The sequence below is a fragment of the Haloactinopolyspora sp. genome, from assembly GCF_027324685.1.
Classification (GTDB): Bacteria; Actinomycetota; Actinomycetes; order Jiangellales; family Jiangellaceae; genus Haloactinopolyspora.
This window is the reverse complement of sequence record NZ_DAHVSH010000102.1, coordinates 29638-52076: the sequence shown is the minus strand read 5'-3', so window position 1 is coordinate 52076 and position 22439 is coordinate 29638. Positions and strand designations below refer to the sequence as shown.

Genomic DNA, 22439 nt, shown 5'->3' with positions numbered 1-22439 from the left:
GGAGACCGCCGAGACCGCCACGGCCGAGGCCACCGACGCGGACACGGCGGACGCTGACGCCTCCGTCGCGGCCGACGCTGACGAGGAGCCCGACCCGGAGCAGAAGTTGCGCGAAGAGCTCAGCAAGCTGCCCGGGCAGTGGTACGTGGTGCACTCCTACGCGGGCTACGAGAACAAGGTCAAGGCCAACCTCGAGATGCGGCGGCAGACGCTGGACGTCGAGGACTACATCTTCCAGATCGAGGTGCCGACCGAAGAGGTCACCGAGATCAAGAACGGCCAGCGCAAGCAGGTGAACCGCAAGGTCCTGCCCGGCTACATCCTGGTCCGCATGGAGCTCAACGACCAGTCGTGGAGCGCCGTGCGCAACACGCCCGGGGTGACCGGTTTCGTGGGCGCCACGTCGCGTCCCTCGCCGATCACGCTGGACGAGGTGCTGAAGTTCCTCGCGCCGCAGGTCGAGAAGGAGGCGCCGGCGAAGGCGGCCAAGAGCGAGGCCGCCTCGGCGGACACGCAGGCCCCGGCCGCGTCGACGTCCGCGGTCGAGGTCGACTTCGAGGTCGGCGAGTCGGTCACCGTCATGGACGGTCCGTTCGCGACGCTGCCCGCGACGATCAGCGAGGTCGACGCCGGTGGCCAGAAGCTGAAGGTCCTGGTTTCGATCTTCGGCCGCGAGACTCCGGTCGAACTGTCGTTCAACCAGGTCTCCAAGATCTGACGGCCGCTGCCTCGCAGCGGCCGGAAGGCCCCCGCGCCACGGCAGGTGCGTGGGGAGAGCAACGCTGAACTAGGAAACGGAAATGCCACCCAAGAAGAAGAAGCTTGCAGCGATCATCAAGCTGCAGATCCAGGCGGGTGCCGCGAACCCGGCGCCCCCGGTTGGCCCCGCGCTCGGTCAGCACGGTGTCAACATCATGGAGTTCTGCAAGGCGTACAACGCCGCCACGGAGAACCAGCGTGGCAACGTCGTGCCGGTCGAGATCTCCGTGTACGAGGACCGCTCGTTCACGTTCATCACCAAGACCCCGCCGGCCGCGAAGCTCATTCTCAAGGCCGCGGGCGTCGACAAGGGCTCCGGCGAGCCGCACCGGGTCAAGGTCGCCACGATCAGCCGTGACCAGGTCCGGGCGATCGCCGAGCAGAAGATGCCCGACCTGAACGCGAACGACCTCGACGCCGCAGAGAAGATCATTGCGGGCACGGCGCGCCAGATGGGCGTGAGTATCGACGGCTGACGAGGAGTGAAGCCGGAGGTAGGACGATGCGAAGCGAGTCCTGCCGGAGGCGGAGCCCCGGAGGAAGTCGTCACGGGGTCGGACGGTGATCCGTTCGGTCCTTCGCGGTGCGATCACGGTCGCATCTCGCGAGAACAGTGGGAGGGCCGTGCGCCGGCCTGTACCACGACTCCCGAGTAGGTAGAGGAGCAGAAATGAAGCGCAGCAAGGCTTACCGGGCAGCGGCGGAGAAGATCGACGCCGACCGGTTGTATTCGCCGCTCGAGGCGGTGCGGCTGGCCAAAGAGACGTCGGTGACCAAGTACGACGCCACGGTCGAGGTGGCGTTGCGGCTCGGCGTGGACCCCCGTAAGGCCGACCAGATGGTTCGCGGCACCGTGAACCTCCCGCACGGCACGGGTAAGACCGCTCGTGTCCTGGTGTTCGCGGTCGGGCCGAAGGCGGAGGAGGCCAAGGCCGCCGGGGCGGACATCGTCGGTGGCGATGAGCTCGTCGAAGAGGTCCAGGGTGGTCGGCTCGACTTCGACTCCGTGGTGGCGACGCCGGACATGATGGGCAAGGTGGGTCGGCTCGGCCGCGTGCTGGGCCCGCGTGGACTGATGCCCAACCCGAAGACGGGCACGGTGACCATGGATGTCGCCAAGGCGGTGTCCGACATCAAGGGTGGCAAGATCGAGTTCCGGGTCGACCGGCACGCCAACCTGCATTTCGTGATCGGCAAGGTCTCGTTCTCCGAGCAGGCGCTGGTCGAGAACTACGTGGCGGCCATGGACGAGATCAACCGGCTGAAGCCGTCGGCCGCCAAGGGGCGCTACATCCGCAAGGCCACGCTCACCACGACGATGGGCCCGGCCATTCCGCTCGACCCGGCGAACCTGAGTGTCGCGGAGACCGTCGACGCATGAGCCGGAACTGGTGAGGCGTTGAACGCAGCTCGCCGAACGTCGACCGTCGCGGTCCGCAATGTCGGACCGCGACGGTCGTGTTTTCGTGCCGTGGAGGGCCTGTGCCTGTGACGACGCTGCTGCCGGAGGCGGTGCGCCGTAATGGCCGCCGGCTGCCATCAGCCCGCAACGTTCCTGTGCTGGGACGGTTTCTCGGCTGGCTCAGCCCGGATTTCGGGGGGCTCATCGCAGCGACGTGCTTCTTCTGTTGGTCGCTGACCCCGTCGTTGTTGCCGAGGACGTGGATCTATCAGGCGATGGTCAGCGGGTTGACCGCGATCATCGGCTATGCGATCGGTGCACTGCTGAGCTGGATCGTGCGGCTGATCGTTCGTCGAGTGCGCCCGGAGTTGTTGCGACCGTCGCAGCGCACGCGGCTGATCGCGTGGTGGAGTCTGGGCGTGGCCAGCACCGCGGCGGCGGCCTGGTACCTCACGTCGACGGCGGAGTGGCAGACCCAGATCCGGACGCTGATGAACGTCGGCAGCCCTGGCCCCAACCATTACCTGCTCATCCTGCTCGTCGCCGGCGCGATCTTCGTCGTCTTCCTGGCGCTCGGCAGAGTGATCCGGGGGGCGGCGCGCCGGCTGCGCAGGTTCTTCGCCCGATGGGTGCCACCGCTCGTGGCGCTGATCGCCTCGGTGGTGTGCGTCGCCGGCATCGTGTTCTGGTCGTGGACCGGTCTGTTGTATCCGACCTTGCTGGGGGTGGCCAACGACGCTTTCGCGGCAGTCAACCGAGAGACCGAGGCGGGCAACAACGCCCCGGCCAGTTCGACGCACTCCGGTGGGCCGGGCTCGTTGGTGTCGTGGGAGTCCTTGGGCCGCAAGGGCCGCGAGTTCGTGTCGTCCGGGCCGACGGTGGACGAGCTGTCGGCGTTCAACGGCCGCCCGGCGGTGGACCCGGTGCGTGCCTACGTGGGCATGAACTCGGCGGAGACGCCGGCGGGGCTGGCTTCACTCGCGGTGCGCGAGCTGGAACGTGCCGGCGGGTTCGATCGTGAGGTCCTGGTCGTGGTGACGACGACGGGGACCGGCTGGGTCGACGGCGCTGCGGCGGATGCACTGGAGTATCTCTACAACGGCGATTCGGCCATCGTGGCGATGCAGTACTCGTACCTGCCGAGTTGGATCTCGTTCGTGGCCGATCAGGAGCAGGTGCAGATCGCGGGCCGAGCACTGTTCGACGCGGTTCACCAGGCGTGGCTGGAGCGTCCGCCCGACGAGCGCCCCCGCCTGATCGTGTACGGCGAGAGCTTGGGCGCCATCGGCAGCGCGGCGGCCTTCGACAGCTTGGAGGATCTGCAATCCAAGGTGGACGGGGCGCTGTGGGTCGGTTCGCCGACGCGCCATGGGTTGCGTACTGAATTCACCGAAGAGCGAGAACCCGGGTCTCCGGCGCGACTGCCCGTCTACGAGGGCGGGCGCGAAGTGAAGTTCTGGGGCGGTTGGCAGGAGCCGATGGATCTCGACTTCGCCACCGACGAGCCGCCGGTCCTGTTCTTGCAGCATGCTTCCGATCCGGTGACGTTGTGGTCGTGGGAGCTGATGTACAGCCAGCCGGAGTGGATCAGCGAGCCGCACGGCCCGGACGTGCTGCCCAACCTCGACTGGTATCCGTTCGTCACGTTCTGGCAGGTGACCGCCGACATGGCGCTGTCGGCCAACGTGCCGGCCGGGCACGGCCACAACTACGGCGGTGAGTTGGTCGACGCATGGCTGGCCGTGGCGCCGCCGGACGACTGGTCACCGCGACGTGCGGAGCAGCTTCGCCAGATGGTGCACTCGTTCGAGCCGCAGCACTGACCACACACCGCCGGCGTCCTGCGCACGACGTGGCGGGCGGCCCCAACGAGGAGCGCCCGCCGTCATCATGAGCGCGCGAGATCAGTCGGTTGCGCCACCGCGATCGAGTACGGCGCCACCGTCGGTGGAGGAGTCGAACGTGCCCTCAGGACCAGCGGGCTGGTCCGGGAACCCGGGCAGCCGCCCCGGCACGCGAGCGCCGGGCACGCCGTTGACAGACTCGGTCGAGTAGGCGAACGTCAGCTGCGCGAACGCGATCAGGTCGCTGTTGACTTCGAGAGCGTGCAGGTCGAGGTTGTCGATCGTGTCGCAGGCCTCGTGGTAGCACTGGTCGGACTGTTCACCTGCCGTGCCGCCCCAGATCGCCTCCTGCTCCGGTGTCTTGATCTCCTCGGCACCGGTGAACAGTCCAGCGGCCGGAATGCCGTTCTCGATGAACGCCTGGTAGTCACTGCGACCGGAGAACGCGGTGTCGTCGTAGGGTTCCTCGGCCCACGTGTAGTACAACTCGTAGACGTCCTCGATCGCAGCCGACCCCGGCGGCACTGGGACCGGCGCCTCGAACGTCGACTGATCGGCGTCGTAGACCATGAACACATAGTTGGGTGAGCCGACCATGTCGTAGTTCAAGTACAGCGCGATCCGGTCGAGTTCGTCCTGGGGCAATTCGTCCACGTAGGCCGTCGATCCGATGAGGCCGTGCTCCTCGGCGCCCCACCAGGCGAAACGCAGCGTGTTGTGCGGTTTGAGGTTGGCCATCTTGAGCGCTGTCTCGAGGATGGCCGCCGAACCGGACCCGTTGTCGTTGATGCCTGGCCCGGCGGCGACGCTGTCGAGGTGGGCGCCGGCCATGACGACGTTGTCGTCGTTCCTGCCGGGAAGCTCGGCGATGACGTTGACGTCGGTGCGGGTCTCGGACTCGACGACGCGCACATGTGCCGTCGAGCCAGGCTGGGAGAGCGCGACGCCGTCGGCGAAGCTGGCTCCGACGACGGGGATCGTGACGTCGGCGTCCCCGAGCGTCCCGACGATCAGCTCTTCACGAGTCGGATCGTTGCCCTGGTTGAAGATGACGACGGCCTCGGCGCCGGCGGCTTCGGCATTCGTGGCCTTGACCGCGAAGTCGCAAGCCCCGCGTTGAATGAGCGCGATGTCACTCGGCCCGCTGAAGTCGAGGCCGGCGAAGTCCGCCGCCTCGCAACCGCTGGTCGACTCCCGCGGTGGCTCGAGGGCGAGGTCGACCGGGATCACCGCTCCGGTGACGTCGCCGGCGCCGCTGCCGGTGAACGTGCCGGTCTCGTAGTCTTCCTCGACCGGGGTCACCTGTTCGAGCACGGCCGGGAAGACGAATTCGAATTCGAACTCGTCCAGCGTCACCTGGTAGCCGGCGTCCTCCAGCAGTCCCGCCACGTACGCGACGCTGTCGGCGTAGCCCTGCGTGCCTGCAGCGCGGCTGCCCGGATAGTAGGGGTCGTCGTTGTTGTCGGCGATCTTCTGGAACTGCTCCTGGTGAGCGAGTACTCCGTCCAGCGTCACACATTCGAGCAGCTTGCGATACGTCTGATTGTTGCGATTGTCGCAGGCGTTGTCGGACGGACCACCGGCGCCGGGTGCTGCCGATGCCGGCGATGCCGCCAGCGCCGCCAGGATGAGCCCGAACCCCGCCACTGCTGCCGGTACCGTTCGCCGTTTGCGGGTACGCAGCGTCATTGAGCGAACAGTCATGAGGACCTCCTTGTCGCATGTGACGGTTGCGATGTGACCGCCGTCACAAGATCCGGGACGCACTCACGGTATTGCCGATCAAGGCGGGGCGTAAGGAGCAAGGTCGATATTTCGGGCGCACGTTCTTGATTTGGCTGTGGCGCACCTACGCCCGTATCATCGTCGGTGCCAAAGACCGCCGGTCTCACGTTCGGTCCCCGGACGTGGCGAAGGTCCCGCAGATGCGGGCGGCCCGCGCAGGTGAGAGTGGAAAGCAGTGTCGGCTGTCGAGCCGGCACCCTTGACGCCCCGTGCCTGCGCCGGGGCGTTTGTCATTCTGAGGGACTCCGGCGACCACCACCTGGAAAAGGAGTCCCATGGCGAGGCCAGACAAGGCAGCCGCGGTCGCCGAACTCGCCGGCGAGCTCCGCAACAGCAATGCCGTCGTGCTGACCGAGTATCGCGGCCTCTCCGTCAAGCAGTTGACGGAACTGCGTCGGTCACTCGGTGCGAACGCGTCGTACACCGTGGTGAAGAACACGCTGACCAAGCTCGCCGCCAAGGAAGCCGGAGTCACCGGCCTCGACGACTACCTCGTCGGACCTTCGGCCATCGCCTTCGTGAAGGGCGACCCGGTCGAGGCGGCGAAGGGGCTGCGCGATTTCGCCAAGGCGAATCCGGTTCTCGTCGTCAAGGGCGGCTTGTTCGACGGTGAACCCGTGTCGAGTGAGCAGATCACCAAGCTCGCCGACCTGGAGTCCCGCGAGGTGCTGCTGGCCAAGCTCGCCGGCGCGATGAAGGCGTCGATGCAGAACGCGGCTTCGTTGTTCGCCGCTCCGCTGTCGAAGACGGCGCGGGCGGTCGATGCGCTGCGTGCGCAGGTCGAAGCACGTGGTCCCGCTGAGACCTCGAGTGAAGAGGTCGAAGCACGTGGTCCCGCTGAGACGACCGAGTCGGAGCCGGCAGGCGACAGCGACGCGGCACAGGAGAAGGACGAGGGCTGACCCCGGGGGTCGGACGAGACCCCGAGCCCGTACGACAACCGGCATCAGCCGATCACCAGAAAGGAAACCGCCACCATGGCGAAGCTCAACACCGACGAGCTCCTCGACGCGTTCAAGGAGATGTCCCTGCTCGAGCTCTCCGAGTTCGTGAAGAAGTTCGAGGAGACGTTCGACGTCACCGCCGCTGCTCCGGTCGCGGTCGCGGCTGCGGGCGCGCCGGCCGGAGGCGGCGGCGAGGCCGCGGCCGAGGAGGAGAAGGACGAGTTCGACGTCATCCTCGAGTCCGCCGGTGACAAGAAGATTCAGGTCATCAAGGAGGTCCGTGGCTTGACCTCGCTGGGCCTGAAGGAGGCCAAGGACCTCGTCGAGAGCGCGCCGAAGCCGCTTCTCGAGAAGGTCAACAAGGAGGCCGCCGACCAGGCCAAGGAGGCTCTCGAGGGCGCCGGAGCCACGGTCAGCATCAAGTGACCTCTGCGGGCGACGTTCATCGTCGATCGCGACTGGCAGCGCCGTAGCGGCGCGGCTCGGCTCGCCGACGGCGGACTCTGAGCTCTCATACCGGCCGTGCCACCGATCTTCGAGGGTCGGTGGCACGGCCGTTGTGCGTGTCACGACGGGCCGTCGTGATACGCGCGGGCCGGGTGTGTCGCTGTTCACCCGCCAACATCGACTCGCTGGCCGATGACTGATATTCGTGCTGGTGACGAAGTTGTTGATATTTCGCTGACCGGCTTCGGCCGCGTGAAATCGTTCCGTTCGCGTGGGTCGGTGCTTGACGGGACCGCGGCCGGGACGAGATGCTTCGGGGGTACCGAGGTGGGAGATGCAAGGGAGAATCAGGACTGGAGTGGCACGCCACTCGACAGCAGTGTGCCCTTTGGGTTAGACTGCAGCTTTGCGCTGTCGTCTGCTCACGTCTTCATGTGCCGGTGATGGCGCGACCATGCGATTAACTCCATCCGTGTGCCCTCGGAAGGACCCCTGTTGGCCGTCACGCCCACTGCCCCTGAGACCCAGAACAGCTCTCGCCGCCTCTCCTTCGCCAAGCTTAGGGAACCTCTTGAGGTACCCAACCTTCTCGCCCTTCAGATAGACAGCTTCGACTGGCTGCTCGGAAACGAGCGCTGGCAGGCGCGCGTCGCAGCCGCAGAGGCTGAGGGGCGGACCGACATCAACACGACGTCGGGGTTGCAGGAGACTCTCGACGAGATCAGTCCCATCGAGGATTTCTCGGGGACGATGTCCCTGTCGTTCTCGAACCCGCGGTTCGAAGAGCCGAAGAACAGCATCGACGAGTGCAAGATGCGCGACTTCACGTACTCGGCTCCGCTGTTCGTCACTGCTGAGTTCATCAACAACGAGACCGGTGAGATCAAGTCCCAGACCGTGTTCATGGGCGACTTCCCGCTCATGACGCCCAAGGGGACGTTCATCGTCAACGGCACCGAGCGCGTCGTCGTGTCGCAGCTGGTCCGCTCGCCGGGTGTCTACTTCGAGCGCGGTCTCGACAAGACCTCGGACAAGGACATCTTCACCGCCAAGGTCATCCCGTCCAGGGGTGCTTGGCTGGAGTTCGAGATCGACAAGCGCGACACCGTCGGCGTTCGCCTCGACCGTAAGCGCAAGCAGAACGTCACCGTGCTGCTCAAGGCCATGGGCTGGACGAACGAGCAGATTCTCGAAGAGTTCGGTGACTACGAGTCGATGCGCTCCACCCTGGAGAAGGACCACACCACCACCCAGGAAGAGGCGCTGCTCGACATCTACCGCAAGATGCGCCCGGGCGAGCCGCCGACGCGTGAGGCCGCTCAGCAGCTGCTCGAGAACGCCTACTTCAACCCCAAGCGGTACGACCTCGCGAAGGTCGGGCGGTACAAGCTCGGCAAGAAGCTCGGCTTCGAGCTTCCGCTCGACCAGAGCACGCTGACGATCGACGACATCATCGCGACGCTGCGCTACCTGGTGCGGCTGCACGCCGGCGAGACCGAGCTCACCAACGACGGCATCACGGTTCCGGTCGAGGTCGACGACATCGACCACTTCGGTAACCGCCGCATCCGCACCGTCGGCGAGCTCATCCAGAACCAGGTGCGCACCGGGCTGTCGCGTATGGAGCGTGTCGTCCGGGAGCGGATGACCACGCAGGACGTCGAGGCCATCACCCCGCAGACGCTGATCAACATCCGTCCGGTCGTGGCGGCGATCCGCGAGTTCTTCGGCACCTCGCAGCTGTCGCAGTTCATGGACCAGACCAACCCACTGGCCGGGCTGACGCACAAGCGGCGGCTCAACGCGTTGGGTCCGGGCGGTCTGTCCCGTGAGCGCGCCAGCATGGAAGTCCGCGACGTCCACCCGTCGCACTACGGCCGCATGTGTCCGATCGAGACGCCGGAAGGCCCGAACATCGGCCTGATCGGTTCGCTGGCCACCTACGGGCGCATCAACGCCTTCGGCTTCATCGAGGTGCCGTACCGCCGCGTCGAGAACGGACGCGTCACCGACGACATCCACTACCTCAGCGCCGACGAAGAGGACCGCAACGTCATCGCGCAGGCCAATGCCCAGTTGCGCGAGGACGGCACGTTCGCTGAAGAGAAGGTTCTGGTCCGCAAGCGCGGCGGCGAGATCGAGGCCGTGTCGGGCGACCAGGTCGACTACATGGACGTGTCGCCGCAGCAGATGGTCTCGGTGGCCACCGCGATGATCCCGTTCCTCGAGCACGACGACGCCAACCGGGCGCTGATGGGCTCCAACATGCAACGCCAGGCCGTGCCGTTGCTGCGTGCCGAGGCGCCGCTGGTGGGTACCGGCATGGAGTCGCACGCGGCCGAGGACGCCGGCGACGTCGTCATCGCCGAGAAGGACGGCGTGGTCACCGAGATGTCGGCTGACTACATCACCGTCATGGCCGACGACGGCACGTACCAGACCTACCAATTGGCGAAGTTCCGCCGTTCCAACGCGGGCTCGTGCATCAACCAGCGTCCCATCGTCGACGAGGGGCAGCGTGTCGAGGCCGGCCAGGTCATCGCCGACGGCCCGTCCACCGACATGGGCGAGATGGCGCTGGGTAAGAACCTGCTCGTGGCGTTCATGTCGTGGGAGGGGCACAACTACGAGGACGCCATCGTCATCTCGCAGCGCCTGATCCAGGACGATGTCCTGACCTCGATCAAGATCGAGGAGCACGAGGTCGACGCGCGCGACACCAAGCTGGGTCCGGAAGAGATCACCCGCGACATCCCCAACGTCTCGGACGAGGTTCTCGCTGACCTCGACGAGCGCGGCATCATCCGGATCGGCGCGGAGGTCACCAACGGCGACATCCTGGTCGGCAAGGTCACGCCGAAGGGTGAGACCGAGCTGACGCCGGAGGAGCGCCTGCTGCGTGCCATCTTCGGTGAAAAGGCGCGCGAGGTGCGTGACACATCGCTGAAGGTTCCGCACGGTGAGTCGGGCAAGGTCATCGGCGTCCGGGTCTTCGACCGCGACGAAGGCGACGAGCTGCCTCCTGGTGTCAACCAGCTGGTCCGCGTCTACATCGCCCAGATGCGCAAGATCCAGGACGGCGACAAGCTCGCCGGCCGACACGGCAACAAGGGCGTCATCGCCAAGATCCTGCCGGTCGAGGACATGCCGTTCCTCGAGGACGGCACGCCGGTCGACATCGTGCTCAACCCGTTGGGTGTGCCCAGCCGGATGAACCTCGGCCAGGTCATGGAGACCCACCTCGGCTGGGTCGCCAAGACCGGTTGGAAGGTCGAGGGCGACGACGAGGAATGGAAGGCCAGGCTCAAGTCGATCGGTGCCAGTGAGGCGCCGGCCAACACCAACGTGGCCACTCCGGTGTTCGACGGCGCTCAGGAAGACGAGATCGCGGGTCTGCTGGCCTCGACTCTGCCCACGCGCGACGGCGACCGCCTCGTCCAGGGCAACGGCAAGGCGCAGCTGTATGACGGGCGCTCCGGCGAGCCGTTCCCGTCGCCGGTGGCTGTCGGCTACATGTACATGCTCAAGCTCAACCACCATGTCGACGACAAGATCCACGCTCGCTCGACCGGGCCGTACTCCATGGTCACCCAGCAGCCGCTGGGCGGTAAGGCACAGTTCGGTGGTCAGCGCTTCGGCGAGATGGAGGTGTGGGCGCTGCAGGCCTACGGCGCCGCCTACGCCCTGCAGGAGCTGCTGACCATCAAGTCCGACGACGTGCCCGGGCGCGTCAAGGTCTACGAGGCCATCGTCAAGGGCGAGAACATCCCGGAATCGGGGCTTCCCGAGTCGTTCAAGGTGCTCTACAAGGAGATGCAGGCCCTGTGTCTCAACGTCGAGGTGCTCTCCAGCGATGGATCTCAGATCGAGATGCGCGAAACGGACGAGGATGTCTTCCGCGCTGCGGAGGAGCTCGGTATCGACCTGTCCAGGCGTGAGCCGAGCAGTGTCGAGGAAGTGTGACGCGTAGACAACCATGACCGGCCACGGAGCGCACGGACAGTGAAAGTTGGTGGCGGGGTGAGATGCGCAGGTTTCAACGCACCACCGAAGCAGATCACCCCGCCGCCAACTCCGTGGCGTGAGCCGCACTCCGGTCACAGCATCGACGACAAACAGCGAGATACTTAGCGAGAGAAGGACACACGTGCTCGACGTCAACTTCTACGACGAGCTGCGCATCGGCCTCGCGACCGCAGACAACATCCGCGAATGGTCGCACGGCGAGGTCAAGAAGCCGGAAACCATCAATTACCGAACCCTCAAGCCGGAGAAGGACGGGCTCTTCTGCGAGAAGATCTTCGGCCCCACCCGCGACTGGGAATGCTACTGCGGCAAGTACAAGCGGGTCCGGTTCAAGGGCATCATCTGTGAGCGCTGTGGCGTCGAGGTCACGCGCGCCAAGGTGCGTCGCGAGCGCATGGGGCACATCGAGCTCGCCGCGCCGGTCACGCACATCTGGTACTTCAAGGGCGTGCCGTCTCGGCTCGGGTACCTGCTCGACCTCGCGCCGAAGGACCTCGAGAAGGTCATCTACTTCGCCGCCTACATGATCACGTGGGTCGACGAGGAGGCTCGCCACCGCGACCTGTCCTCGCTCGAGGGTCAGATCGACGTCGAGCGCAAGCAGGTCGAACAGCGCCGTGACGCCGACATCGAGGCTCGCGCGAAGAAGCTCGAAGCCGACCTCGCCGAGCTCGAGGCCGAAGGGGCCAAGGGCGACGTGCGCCGCAAGGTCAAGGAGTCGGCCGAGCGCGAGATGAGCCAGCTGCGTAAGCGCGCGGAGGCCGAGATCGACCGGCTCAACGCGGTGTGGGATCGGTTCCGCAACCTCAAGGTCCAGGACCTCGAGGGCGACGAGATGCTCTACCGCGAGATGCGTGACCGGTTCGGTCAGTACTTCCGCGGCGGTATGGGTGCCCAGGCGATCAAGGAGCGCCTCGAGACGTTCGATCTCGAGAGCGAGGCCGAGAAGCTGCGCGAGCTGATCCGTACCGGCAAGGGCCAGAAGAAGACGCGCGCCCTGAAGCGGCTCAAGGTGGTCTCGCCGTTCCTCACCACCCGTAACGACCCTCGCGGCATGGTGCTCGACGCCGTCCCGGTGATTCCGCCGGACCTGCGTCCGATGGTCCAGCTCGACGGTGGCCGCTTCGCCACCAGCGACCTTAACGACCTGTACCGGCGTGTCATCAACCGCAACAACCGGCTCAAGCGCCTGCTCGACCTCGGGGCGCCGGAGATCATCGTCAACAACGAGAAGCGGATGCTCCAAGAGTCCGTGGACGCGTTGTTCGACAACGGCCGTCGCGGCCGTCCGGTCACCGGTCCGGGCAACCGGCCGTTGAAGTCGATCTCGGACATGCTCAAGGGCAAGCAGGGCCGGTTCCGGCAGAACCTGCTGGGTAAGCGAGTCGACTACTCGGGTCGGTCGGTCATCGTCGTGGGTCCGCAGCTCAAGCTGCACCAGTGCGGCCTGCCGAAGGGCATGGCGATCGAGCTGTTCAAGCCGTTCGTCATGAAGCGTCTGGTCGACCTGTCGCACGCGCAGAACATCAAGAGCGCCAAGCGCATGGTCGAGCGGCAGCGTCCGGTCGTGTGGGATGTCCTCGAAGAGGTCATCGCCGAGCACCCGGTGCTGCTGAACCGGGCGCCCACGCTGCACCGGCTGGGTATTCAGGCTTTCGAGCCGCAGCTGATCGAGGGTAAGGCCATCCAGATCCACCCGCTGGTCTGTACGGCGTTCAACGCCGACTTCGACGGCGACCAGATGGCCGTGCACCTGCCGCTGTCGGCCGAGGCACAGGCCGAGGCGCGGATCCTCATGCTGTCCAGCAACAACATCCTCAAGCCGGCCGACGGTCGTCCCGTCACGATGCCGACACAGGACATGGTGCTGGGCATCTACTACCTGACCTCGAACCGCGAGAACCAGCTCGGCGAGGGCCGGGCGTTCTCGTCGACGGCTGAGGCCATCGCCGCGTTCGACCGGGGTGAGCTGTCGCTGCAGGCGCCGATCACCCTCCGGCTCGACGGCGTGGTCCCGCCGGCTGGTTCGTCGCTGCCGGAGGACTGGGAGCAGGGTCAGTCGTTGACCTTGCAGACGACCCTGGGCCGGGCGTTGTTCAACGAGGCGCTGCCGCCGGACTACCCGTTCGTCGACGCAGTCGTGAACAACAAGCGGCTCGGCGCGATCGTCAACGACCTGGCCGAGCGGTACCAGAAGATCCAGGTGGCCTCGACGCTGGATGCGTTGAAGGAGATCGGCTTCTACTGGGCCACCCGGTCCGGTGTGACGGTGTCCGTCGACGACGTCGTGGCGCCGGAGCAGAAGCAGAACATCCTCGAGGAGTTCGAGAGCAAGGCCGAGAAGGTCGAGCGCAACTTCGCGCGAGGCGTGATCTCCGACGGTGAGCGCCGTGAGGAGCTCATCGACATCTGGACCGACGCCACCAACGCCGTCGACGAAGCGATGCGTCGCTCGTTCACGCCCGGCAACAGCGTCGACATGATGGTCAGCTCCGGTGCGCGTGGTAACTGGATGCAGATCCGCCAGCTCGCCGGCATGCGCGGTCTCGTGGCCAACCCGAAGGGCGAGACCATTCCGCGGCCCATCAAGTCGAGCTTCCGCGAGGGGCTGTCGGTGGTGGAGTTCTTCATCTCCACCCACGGTGCCCGGAAGGGTCTGGCCGACACCGCGCTGCGGACGGCCGACTCCGGTTACCTGACTCGACGGCTGGTCGACGTCTCGCAGGACGTGATCATCCGCGAGGTCGACTGTGGCACCGACCGTGGTCTGTTGCTGCCGATCGCAGCGCCGGGTCCCGACGGGAACCTCGTGACCGACGAGCACGTCGAGACCTCGGTCTATGCTCGCTCGCTGGCTGAGGACGTCGTCGCGCCCGACGGGTCGACGGTGGCTTCGGCCGGTGACGATCTCGGCGACGTCGAGATCGGCCGCCTGGTGACGGCCGGCGTGGAGAAGGTCCGCGTGCGCAGCGTCTTGACCTGTGAGAGCAAGACCGGCGTCTGCGCGATGTGCTACGGGCGTTCGCTGGCCACCGGCCAGCTCGTCGACGTCGGCGAGGCCGTCGGCATCATCGCCGCGCAGTCGATCGGTGAGCCCGGTACCCAGCTGACCATGCGGACGTTCCACACCGGCGGTGTCGCCGGCGAGGACATCACGCACGGTCTGCCGCGTGTGGTCGAGCTGTTCGAGGCTCGGGCACCGAAGGGTAAGGCGCCGTTGGCCGAGGTCTCCGGGCGCGTGCGCATCGAAGAGGACGCCAAGGGCGCTCACGCGGTCATCGTCCCCGACGACGGCAGCGAGGAGCAGTCCTTCCCGCTGAGCCGCCGCGTGTTCGACTGGACCAACCGGCGCGCCCCGGGCATCGCCCAGTGGCGTGTGCAGGATGGCGACCATGTCGAGGTCGGCGAGCTGCTGCACTCCGGTACGGCCGACCCGCACGACGTGCTGCGGGTGCAGGGCCAGCGTGCGGTCCAGGTGTTCCTGACCGATCAGGTTCAGGAGGTCTACCGCTCGCAGGGTGTGTCGATCCACGACAAGCACATCGAGATCATCGTGCGGCAGATGCTGCGCCGGATCACGGTGCTCGAAAGCGGTGTCACCGACCTGCTGCCGGGCGAGCTCGTCGAGCGGTCGCGGTTCGAGGACGAGAACCGCCGTGCTGTCGCCGAGGGCGGCCAGCCGGCCTCGGGTCGCCCGCAGCTGATGGGTATCACCAAGGCATCGCTGGCCACGGACTCGTGGCTGTCGGCGGCGTCGTTCCAGGAGACCACTCGGGTCCTCACGGAGGCGGCCATCAACGCCAAGTCCGACCCGCTGATCGGTCTGAAGGAGAACGTCATCCTCGGTAAGCTCATCCCGGCCGGGACCGGCTTGGCCCGGTACCGCAACCTGCGGGTGGAGCCCACCGAAGAGGCCAAGGCGGCCATGTACTCCATGGTCGACTACGGCGCGGACTACTCCGACTACGAGTTCGGGCAGGGTTCCGGCGAAGCGGTCCGGCTCGAAGACTACGACTTCGGCTCCTACAGCTGAGGTCCAGGTCCGCCTAGTTCGACAACAGGGCGGTGCGATCGCGATCGGCGATCGCACCGCCCTTTTCGTCGCCGCGCCCGCGTCGGATCGGATGGTCCGTATCGCCGTCTGCGCGGCTCATACTGATGAAGTGTCCGATCCGCGTCGGGTGTGCCGGCCGAGTCACCGTGACGCCACGGCAGGCTGAGTTGGGAGGTCATCGCTGTACGACGCCGAGCGTTTCGACAGCGCAGGTGTGGCCACGAGCATCGATCACCTGCGTCAGGCTGGCTTGCTCGGCGCCGCCGAGCCGACAGCGTTGTACCGGGAGTGGGTCTGGTGGACGTTGCCGACGGTGTCGGGTCCCCGCGACGTCGTGGCGCGCGCCCAGCAGGAAGGTGTCGAACCGACGACGTTCGAGGCGCTCGAGGCGCTGACCGTGTGGCGCGCGCCGAGCGGACGGCCGTACGTGCGGATCAGTGCCGCCGCCAGCGCCCGGCACCTGAGCCGGGTCACCGAGTTGCTCAACGGCGGTCGGCCGAGCACGACGAATCGGCGTGAACGCAACGCATGGACCTATCGGGGCCCGCTCGGCCTGACGACCGGCGACGTGGGGCTGATCCTACGCACCGGCGGAGCCGTGGTGGCCACTCCGGGCGGAACGATGATGGCGGCCGCCGGGCCCAAGATCGGGCCGGTGCCGAACGCGGTCGACATGTTCACTGCGCGCGCCGGCACCACGTGGGGGGACGTCTTCGTCGTCAACGGCTCGAATGACCAACCGGCGCGCGTTCTGTCCGAGGCGATAGAGTCCGGCCGGGCGCCGAGGGGCTCGGCTGCGCCGAGTCTGCACCGCCTGCTTCGGCACGAGAAGGTGCACTCCGAGCAGTGGGCGCGCTACGGCTTCGTCCGGTTCATCTGGGCCTACCTCGTTCGGCACAACCCGAACGACCCGTGCCGGCACCCTCTGGAGCAGGAGGCGGGCTTGGCTGACGGCGGATACCGATGCTGATCGTCGCCTCGCGCACGAGGCCATCGTCGCCTGGGCGGTCACCTCACCGGCGCGCACCGAACGGTCGCCGCCACCACGACAGGCGTGCCGACGTGACGCCGCGAGACGGCTCGGCTGGTGCAGGTGCGGCCTGCTGCGTGGGCGGCTGAGCGGCCGCACGGTCGGCGCGCCATTGGTCCACGACGGAATCGGCATCGGCCGGTCTGATCGGAATCTGCGGACCCGACGGTGCCCGCAGCCAGTCCATGATGCGCGTGTTCAGTTCGGCCACGGCATCTCGTACCTGTCGTTCCGAGCGTAAGGTGCTGACGGTCTCGCGCAGGCGGTGCTTCTCTTTGCGCAGCTTCAGCGGTGTCGGGAGGACGTCGTCGGACGACAGCCCTTCCTGGGCGAGTTTCTCACGCACCCACCACATCTCGTCGTTGGCCCGGTGCAGATTCGGCAGCGGCTTGCCGGTGCCGGGCAAGTTGTCGAACGCGCCGCGTTCCTCAGCTTCGCGGATCTGCTTGTCGATCCACGATTCGAAGCTGATTCCCGACGGTTTGCGTTCGGCCATCGAAACGGCACCTCCAGGGCGTGGCGTCGCGGCGCTGCCGGCCGGACACGCGGCGTCCCCCAATTCTATTGCGTCGCCTCCGGGCCGGCCGCACCTGCCCGCCCGTTAGCCGTGGCGGTAAACGCGCTGGTCATCGAGGCTGCGACCAGACGACTTCGCCATGGCGTCCACGCATCGGCGGGGACCGCGTCCGGGTCGCCGGCGGCCCGGGCTGTCCGGTATGGGCGGCGTGGCGGTGGGCACCGGATGACGAGAAGCTTCGTCCTGGGTTAAGTTGTAGGGAACCCGCTGGAAATCTGATGCAGCCCGCTTTGACCTGGGTGCCCTCGAGCGGGTAATCTCAATCCTCGTGCCTGGACTGCTCCGGGCAATCCGGTGCGCCCAGCCGACGAGTTGGCCGATTTGCCGGACAGATCCACCGACCACACCGATCGGGCTCGGTCATGTGGAGCGGAATCGGGCCGACACGCCCGACCGCGGGGGTCGCAGCAGCGGCCGCCGTCGCTTCACGCCGTCAACGACCGGTGTGAACCGCAGAATCCAAACGTCGAGGCAGTTCGACACACGTTCGAGGACAACGGAGACGTAGTGCCCACGATCCAGCAGCTGGTCCGTAAGGGCCGCCAGGACAAGGTCGGCAAGAACAAGACCCCGGCGCTCAAGGGCAGCCCGCAGCGGCGTGGTGTGTGCACGCGCGTGTACACCACCACCCCGAAGAAGCCGAACTCGGCTCTGCGGAAGGTCGCCCGCGTGAAACTGACCAGCCAGATCGAGGTCACCGCCTACATCCCGGGCGTGGGCCACAACTTGCAGGAGCACTCGATGGTGCTCGTGCGTGGCGGTCGCGTGAAGGACCTGCCCGGCGTCCGTTACAAGATCGTCCGCGGTTCGCTCGACACGCAGGGCGTGAAGAACCGCAAGCAGGCGCGCAGTCGGTACGGCGCGAAGAAGGAGAAGAGCTGATGCCGCGCAAGGGCCAGGCCCCGAAGCGACCGGTCGTCGTCGACCCGGTCTACGGTTCGCCGCTGGTGACCCAGCTGGTGAACAAGGTGCTCGTCGACGGTAAGAAGTCCGTCGCCGAGAGCATCGTGCACGGTGCTCTGGAGGGCTGCCGTGAAAAGACCGGTACCGACCCGGTCGTGACGCTCAAGCGCGCGCTGGACAACGTCAAGCCCACCCTCGAGGTGCGCAGCCGCCGAGTCGGTGGCGCGACCTACCAGGTGCCGATCGAGGTGCGCGCTGGGCGCAGCACCACGTTGGCGCTGCGGTGGCTGGTCAGCTACTCGCGCGCGCGGCGCGAGAAGACGATGACCGAACGACTGATGAACGAGATCCTCGACGCCTCCAACGGCCTCGGAGCCAGCGTGAAGCGCCGCGAGGACACCCACAAGATGGCCGAGTCGAACCGCGCCTTCGCGCACTACCGCTGGTAGTCCGCGCGCAGGCACCCGACGAACCCAGGAAGCGACGCACGAATGGCGACCGACCTCCGCAAAGTTGATCTGGCCAAGGTCCGCAACATCGGCATCATGGCCCACATCGACGCGGGCAAGACCACGACCACAGAGCGGATCCTCTACTACACGGGTATCAACTACAAGATCGGCGAGACCCACGAGGGTGCCGCCACGATGGACTGGATGGAGCAGGAGCAGGAGCGGGGTATCACCATCACCTCCGCTGCCACGACCTGCGAGTGGAACGACCACACCATCAACATCATCGATACCCCCGGCCACGTCGACTTCACCGTCGAGGTCGAGCGCAACCTGCGTGTCCTGGACGGCGCGGTGGCCGTCTTCGACGGGGTCGCCGGGGTCGAGCCGCAGTCGGAGACCGTGTGGCACCAGGCGGACAAGTACGGCGTTCCGCGGATGTGCTTCGTCAACAAGCTCGACCGTACGGGCGCTGAGTTCCACCGCTGCGTGGACATGATCGTCACGCGTCTCAACGCGACGCCGCTGGTTCTCCAGCTGCCGATCGGCGTCGAGGCGGACTTCCGCGGACTGGTCGACCTCGTCCGGATGAAGGCCCTGATCTGGTCGCCGGACACGCCGCTGGGGGAGATGTACGACACCGTCGACATCCCCGACACGCACATCGAGGCCGCGGCCGAGTGGCGCGACAAGCTGCTCGAGACCCTCGCGGAGAACGACGAAGCGATGATGGAGCTCTACCTGGACGGCAAGGAGCCGTCGGAGGAGGAGCTCAAGGCGGCGATCCGTCGCGCCACCATCGCCAACAGCGTCACCCCGGTGCTGTGCGGTTCGGCGTTCAAGAACAAGGGCGTGCAGCCGATGCTTGACGCCGTCGTCGACTACCTGCCCTCGCCGAAGGACGTCGGCGCAGTGCAGGGTCACGCGATGAACGACGAGGACGAAATCATCGAGCGCGAGCCCGATGAGGACGCCCCGTTGTCGTCGTTGGCGTTCAAGATCATGGCCGACCCGCACCTGGGCAAGCTCACGTTCGTCCGGATGTACTCCGGCACGCTCACCGCCGGCACTCAGGTGCTCAACAGCACCAAGGGCCACAAGGAGCGCATCGGCAAGATCTACCGGATGCACGCGAACAAGCGTGAAGAGATCACGCGCGCGAGCGCCGGGCAGATCGTCGCCGTCATGGGCCTGAAGAACACCACGACGGGTGACACGCTGTCCGACGCCAACCAGCCGGTGATCCTGGAGTCGATGAAGTTCCCGGCCCCGGTCATCCACGTGGCCATCGAGCCGAAGACGAAGGGCGACCAGGACAAGCTGTCCACGGCGATCCAGCGGCTGGTCGAAGAAGACCCGACCTTCCAGGTCCGCACGGACGAGGAGACCGGGCAGACGGTCATCTCCGGGATGGGCGAGCTCCACCTCGAGGTGTTCGTCGACCGGATGAAGCGCGAGTTCAAGGTCGAGGCCAACATCGGTAAGCCGCAGGTGGCCTACCGCGAGACCATTCGCCGCAAGGTCGAGAAGGTCGAGTACACCCACAAGAAGCAGACCGGTGGTTCGGGCCAGTTCGGCCGCGTCATCATCGACATCGAACCCACCGGTGGTGACGGCGATGGCGGATACGAGTTCGTCAACAACGTCACCGGTGGCCGCATCCCGCGGGAGTACATCCCGTCGGTGGACGAGGGCTGCCAGGAGGCCATGGAACACGGTGTGGTCGCCGGATACCCGCTGGTCGACGTCAAGGTCACGCTGCAGGACGGCGCGTATCACGACGTCGACTCGTCGGAGCTGGCATTCAAGATCGCCGGTTCCATGGCGTTCAAAGAGGCTGCGCGGCGCGCGGACCCGGTTCTGCTCGAGCCGGTGTTCGCGGTCGAGGTGACCACCCCGGAGGAGTACATGGGTGACGTCATCGGCGACCTCAACTCCCGCCGTGGCCAGGTGCAGGCCATGGAGGAACGTGCCGGCCAGCGCATCATCAAGGCGCTGGTCCCGCTGTCGGAGATGTTCGGCTACGTCGGTGACCTCCGCAGCAAGACCCAGGGCCGGGCGAGCTACTCGATGCACTTCGACTCCTATGCCGAAGTGCCTCGTAACGTGGCTGAGGAAATCATCAAGAAGGCCCGGGGCGAGTGATCGTCTCCGGGGTACCTTCTCCCGGCCGGCAACACGTAGGCACACCCGACCAAAAGAAAAACCAGCCGAGCGCACCGTTCGCGGGACATCGGCAACGTACGAGTCCTAACAGGAGGACCCACAGTGGCTAAGGCGAAGTTCGAGCGGACCAAGCCGCACGTCAACATCGGTACCATCGGGCACGTCGACCACGGTAAGACGACGCTGACCGCGGCGATCACGAAGGTGCTGCACGACAAGTTCCCGGACCTGAACGACGCGTCGCAGTTCGACGACATCGACAAGGCGCCGGAAGAGAAGCAGCGCGGCATCACGATCAACATCTCGCACGTCGAGTACCAGACCGAGCGGCGCCACTACGCGCACGTCGACGCTCCCGGTCACGCCGACTACGTGAAGAACATGATCACCGGCGCTGCGCAGATGGACGGCGCCATTCTGGTCGTCGCCGCGACCGACGGCCCGATGCCGCAGACCAAGGAGCACGTGCTGCTGGCCCGTCAGGTCGGCGTGCCGTACATCCTGGTCGCGCTGAACAAGGCCGACATGGTCGACGACGAGGAGATCATGGAGCTCGTCGAGATGGAGGTCCGTGAGCTGCTCAGCGAGCAGGACTTCGACGGCGACAACGCTCCGGTGGTCAAGGTCTCCGCGCTCAAGGCGCTCGAGGGCGACCCGGAGTGGGTCAAGTCCGTCGAGGAGCTCATGGACGCTGTCGACGCCAACATCCCGGACCCGGTGCGCGACATCGAGAAGCCGTTCCTCATGCCGATCGAGGACGTCTTCACCATCACCGGGCGCGGCACGGTCGTCACCGGCCGGGTCGAGCGCGGCGTGCTGAAGGCCAACGAAGAGGTCGAGCTCGTCGGTATCCGTCCGGGCCCGGCGCAGAAGACCACGGTCACCGCGGTCGAGATGTTCCGCAAGACGCTGGACGAGGCTCGTGCGGGTGAGAACGTCGGTCTGCTGCTGCGTGGTACGAAGCGCGAAGACGTCGAGCGCGGCATGGTCGCCGTGAAGCCCGGCACCACCACGCCGCACACCAACTTCGAGGCGCAGGTCTACATTCTCGGCAAGGACGAGGGCGGGCGGCACACGCCGTTCTTCAACAACTACCGTCCGCAGTTCTACTTCCGCACGACCGACGTCACCGGCGTCGTGACGCTGCCGGAAGGCACCGAGATGGTCATGCCCGGCGACAACACCACCATGTCGGTCGAGCTGATCCAGCCGGTCGCCATGGAGGAGAACCTCAAGTTCGCCATCCGTGAGGGTGGGCGGACGGTCGGCGCCGGTCACGTCACGAAGATCATCAAGTAGGTTCGTCAGGTGAAGGGCGGCCGGGGCCGCAGTCAGCGGCAACCGACCGCCCTTCACGCACGAGTTGGTTTGGTCAGCACGGCGACGCGAACAGCATCGTCCTGATCAGACCGGCTCGCCCGATTGGCCAGAGGCCGATCCCGTCTGGCATACTGTTCAGGTTGCTCGGTGGTGGGCGACGTCAGGGCTATGCGCCCAGAGTCGGCAAGGTCCGACTCCCTCGGCGTCGAACTCCGTCATGCAGGCTCGGCCACGAGGTGGCCGGGTCGGCTCCTCCAGAAGAACCCCTCGACTCGAAGCGTGTCGTCGAGCCGTGCCTTGTGCCGGATCGCGACACGCCCGACCGCGGGGGTCGGTCGGGCGGGGCGCCTGGCCAGTGTTTCGGTCAGATCGGATCTCAAGCAGTGCGAAGAGTGAGGACGACAAGCAGCCATGGCGGGACAGAAGATCCGCATCCGGCTCAAGGCCTATGACCACGAGGTCATCGACACGTCGGCGCGCAAGATCGTCGACACGGTGACGCGCACCGGCGCGGTGGTCGCAGGCCCGGTGCCGCTGCCTACCGAGAAGAACGTGTACTGCGTCATCCGGTCGCCGCACAAGTACAAGGACAGCCGCGAGCACTTCGAGATGCGCACACACAAGCGGCTGATCGACATCATCGACCCCACGCCGAAGACGGTCGACTCGCTGATGCGCCTCGACTTGCCGGCCGGTGTCGACATCGAGATCAAGCTCTAAGGGACGCGCG

Annotated in this window: 16 protein-coding genes; 14 read left to right on the top strand and 2 right to left on the bottom strand. The window is 66.4% G+C overall.

Annotation, left to right across the window (positions count from 1 at the left end; genetic code table 11):
* The 4 genes from nusG to M6444_RS11885 form a co-directional block, all read left to right on the top strand.
* Window positions 1-718: transcription termination/antitermination protein NusG (gene nusG / locus M6444_RS11900; RefSeq protein ID WP_298327329.1), on the top strand; the 718-nt coding region annotated here is incomplete at its 5' end.
* 82 nt (window positions 719-800) lie between these two features.
* Complete coding sequence (gene rplK / locus M6444_RS11895; protein ID WP_298327327.1) at window positions 801-1235, top strand: 50S ribosomal protein L11; 435 nt, start codon at window positions 801-803, stop codon at window positions 1233-1235.
* 194 nt (window positions 1236-1429) lie between these two features.
* Window positions 1430-2140 carry a 50S ribosomal protein L1 gene (gene rplA, locus M6444_RS11890; RefSeq protein ID WP_298327325.1) on the top strand — a complete coding sequence of 237 codons (711 nt, stop codon included), beginning with the start codon at window positions 1430-1432 and terminating at the stop codon, window positions 2138-2140.
* Window positions 2141-2241: 101 nt separating this feature from the next.
* Window positions 2242-3984 (top strand): alpha/beta-hydrolase family protein, encoded by a 1743-nt coding sequence (locus M6444_RS11885; RefSeq protein ID WP_298327322.1) that lies wholly within the window; start codon window positions 2242-2244, stop codon window positions 3982-3984.
* An 81-nt stretch (window positions 3985-4065) separates the two neighbouring features.
* Here the strand turns inward: M6444_RS11885 and M6444_RS11880 are convergent, their stop codons facing one another.
* On the bottom strand, window positions 4066-5709 hold the full coding sequence (locus M6444_RS11880) for a M20/M25/M40 family metallo-hydrolase (protein WP_298327319.1): 1644 nt from the start codon (window positions 5707-5709) through the stop codon (window positions 4066-4068).
* Between the two features lie 356 nt (window positions 5710-6065).
* Here M6444_RS11880 and rplJ point away from each other — a divergent pair, with 356 nt between their 5' ends.
* From rplJ to M6444_RS11855, 5 genes are all read left to right on the top strand, one after another.
* Window positions 6066-6692: a 50S ribosomal protein L10 gene (rplJ, locus tag M6444_RS11875; protein WP_298327316.1), complete on the top strand. Its 627-nt coding sequence runs from the start codon at window positions 6066-6068 to the stop codon at window positions 6690-6692.
* 75 nt (window positions 6693-6767) lie between these two features.
* Window positions 6768-7160, top strand: a complete 393-nt coding sequence (rplL, locus tag M6444_RS11870; protein WP_298327314.1) for a 50S ribosomal protein L7/L12 — start codon at window positions 6768-6770, stop codon at window positions 7158-7160.
* A 516-nt stretch (window positions 7161-7676) separates the two neighbouring features.
* Window positions 7677-11144, top strand: a complete 3468-nt coding sequence (gene rpoB, locus M6444_RS11865; RefSeq protein WP_298327312.1) for a DNA-directed RNA polymerase subunit beta — start codon at window positions 7677-7679, stop codon at window positions 11142-11144.
* A gap of 184 nt (window positions 11145-11328) precedes the next feature.
* On the top strand, window positions 11329-15240 hold the full coding sequence (locus M6444_RS11860) for a DNA-directed RNA polymerase subunit beta' (RefSeq protein WP_298327310.1): 3912 nt from the start codon (window positions 11329-11331) through the stop codon (window positions 15238-15240).
* A gap of 235 nt (window positions 15241-15475) precedes the next feature.
* Entirely contained in the window at window positions 15476-16231 is a 756-nt protein-coding gene (locus M6444_RS11855) for a hypothetical protein (protein WP_298327308.1), read from the top strand.
* 43 nt (window positions 16232-16274) lie between these two features.
* Here M6444_RS11855 and M6444_RS11850 read toward each other — a convergent pair whose 3' ends face one another.
* Window positions 16275-16787, bottom strand: a complete 513-nt coding sequence (locus tag M6444_RS11850) for a DUF1992 domain-containing protein (RefSeq protein WP_298327306.1) — start codon at window positions 16785-16787, stop codon at window positions 16275-16277.
* 588 nt (window positions 16788-17375) lie between these two features.
* Between M6444_RS11850 and rpsL the strand changes: the two genes are divergently transcribed.
* The 5 genes from rpsL (at window position 17376) to rpsJ (ending at window position 22429) form a co-directional block, all read left to right on the top strand.
* Window positions 17376-17750, top strand: a complete 375-nt coding sequence (rpsL, locus tag M6444_RS11845) for a 30S ribosomal protein S12 (protein WP_298327303.1) — start codon at window positions 17376-17378, stop codon at window positions 17748-17750.
* Window positions 17750-18220, top strand: coding sequence for a 30S ribosomal protein S7 (rpsG, locus tag M6444_RS11840; RefSeq protein ID WP_298327300.1), 471 nt, complete (start codon window positions 17750-17752; stop codon window positions 18218-18220). The genes rpsL and rpsG overlap by 1 nt, the downstream gene beginning before the upstream one ends.
* Before the next feature lie 42 nt (window positions 18221-18262).
* A complete protein-coding gene (fusA, locus tag M6444_RS11835) occupies window positions 18263-20368 on the top strand; it encodes an elongation factor G (RefSeq protein ID WP_298327297.1) in 2106 nt (701 codons plus the stop codon).
* Between the two features lie 123 nt (window positions 20369-20491).
* Window positions 20492-21688 carry an elongation factor Tu gene (gene tuf / locus M6444_RS11830; RefSeq protein WP_298327294.1) on the top strand — a complete coding sequence of 399 codons (1197 nt, stop codon included), beginning with the start codon at window positions 20492-20494 and terminating at the stop codon, window positions 21686-21688.
* Between the two features lie 432 nt (window positions 21689-22120).
* Window positions 22121-22429 (top strand): 30S ribosomal protein S10, encoded by a 309-nt coding sequence (rpsJ, locus tag M6444_RS11825; RefSeq protein ID WP_298327293.1) that lies wholly within the window; start codon window positions 22121-22123, stop codon window positions 22427-22429.
* Window positions 22430-22439 lie beyond the last annotated feature (10 nt).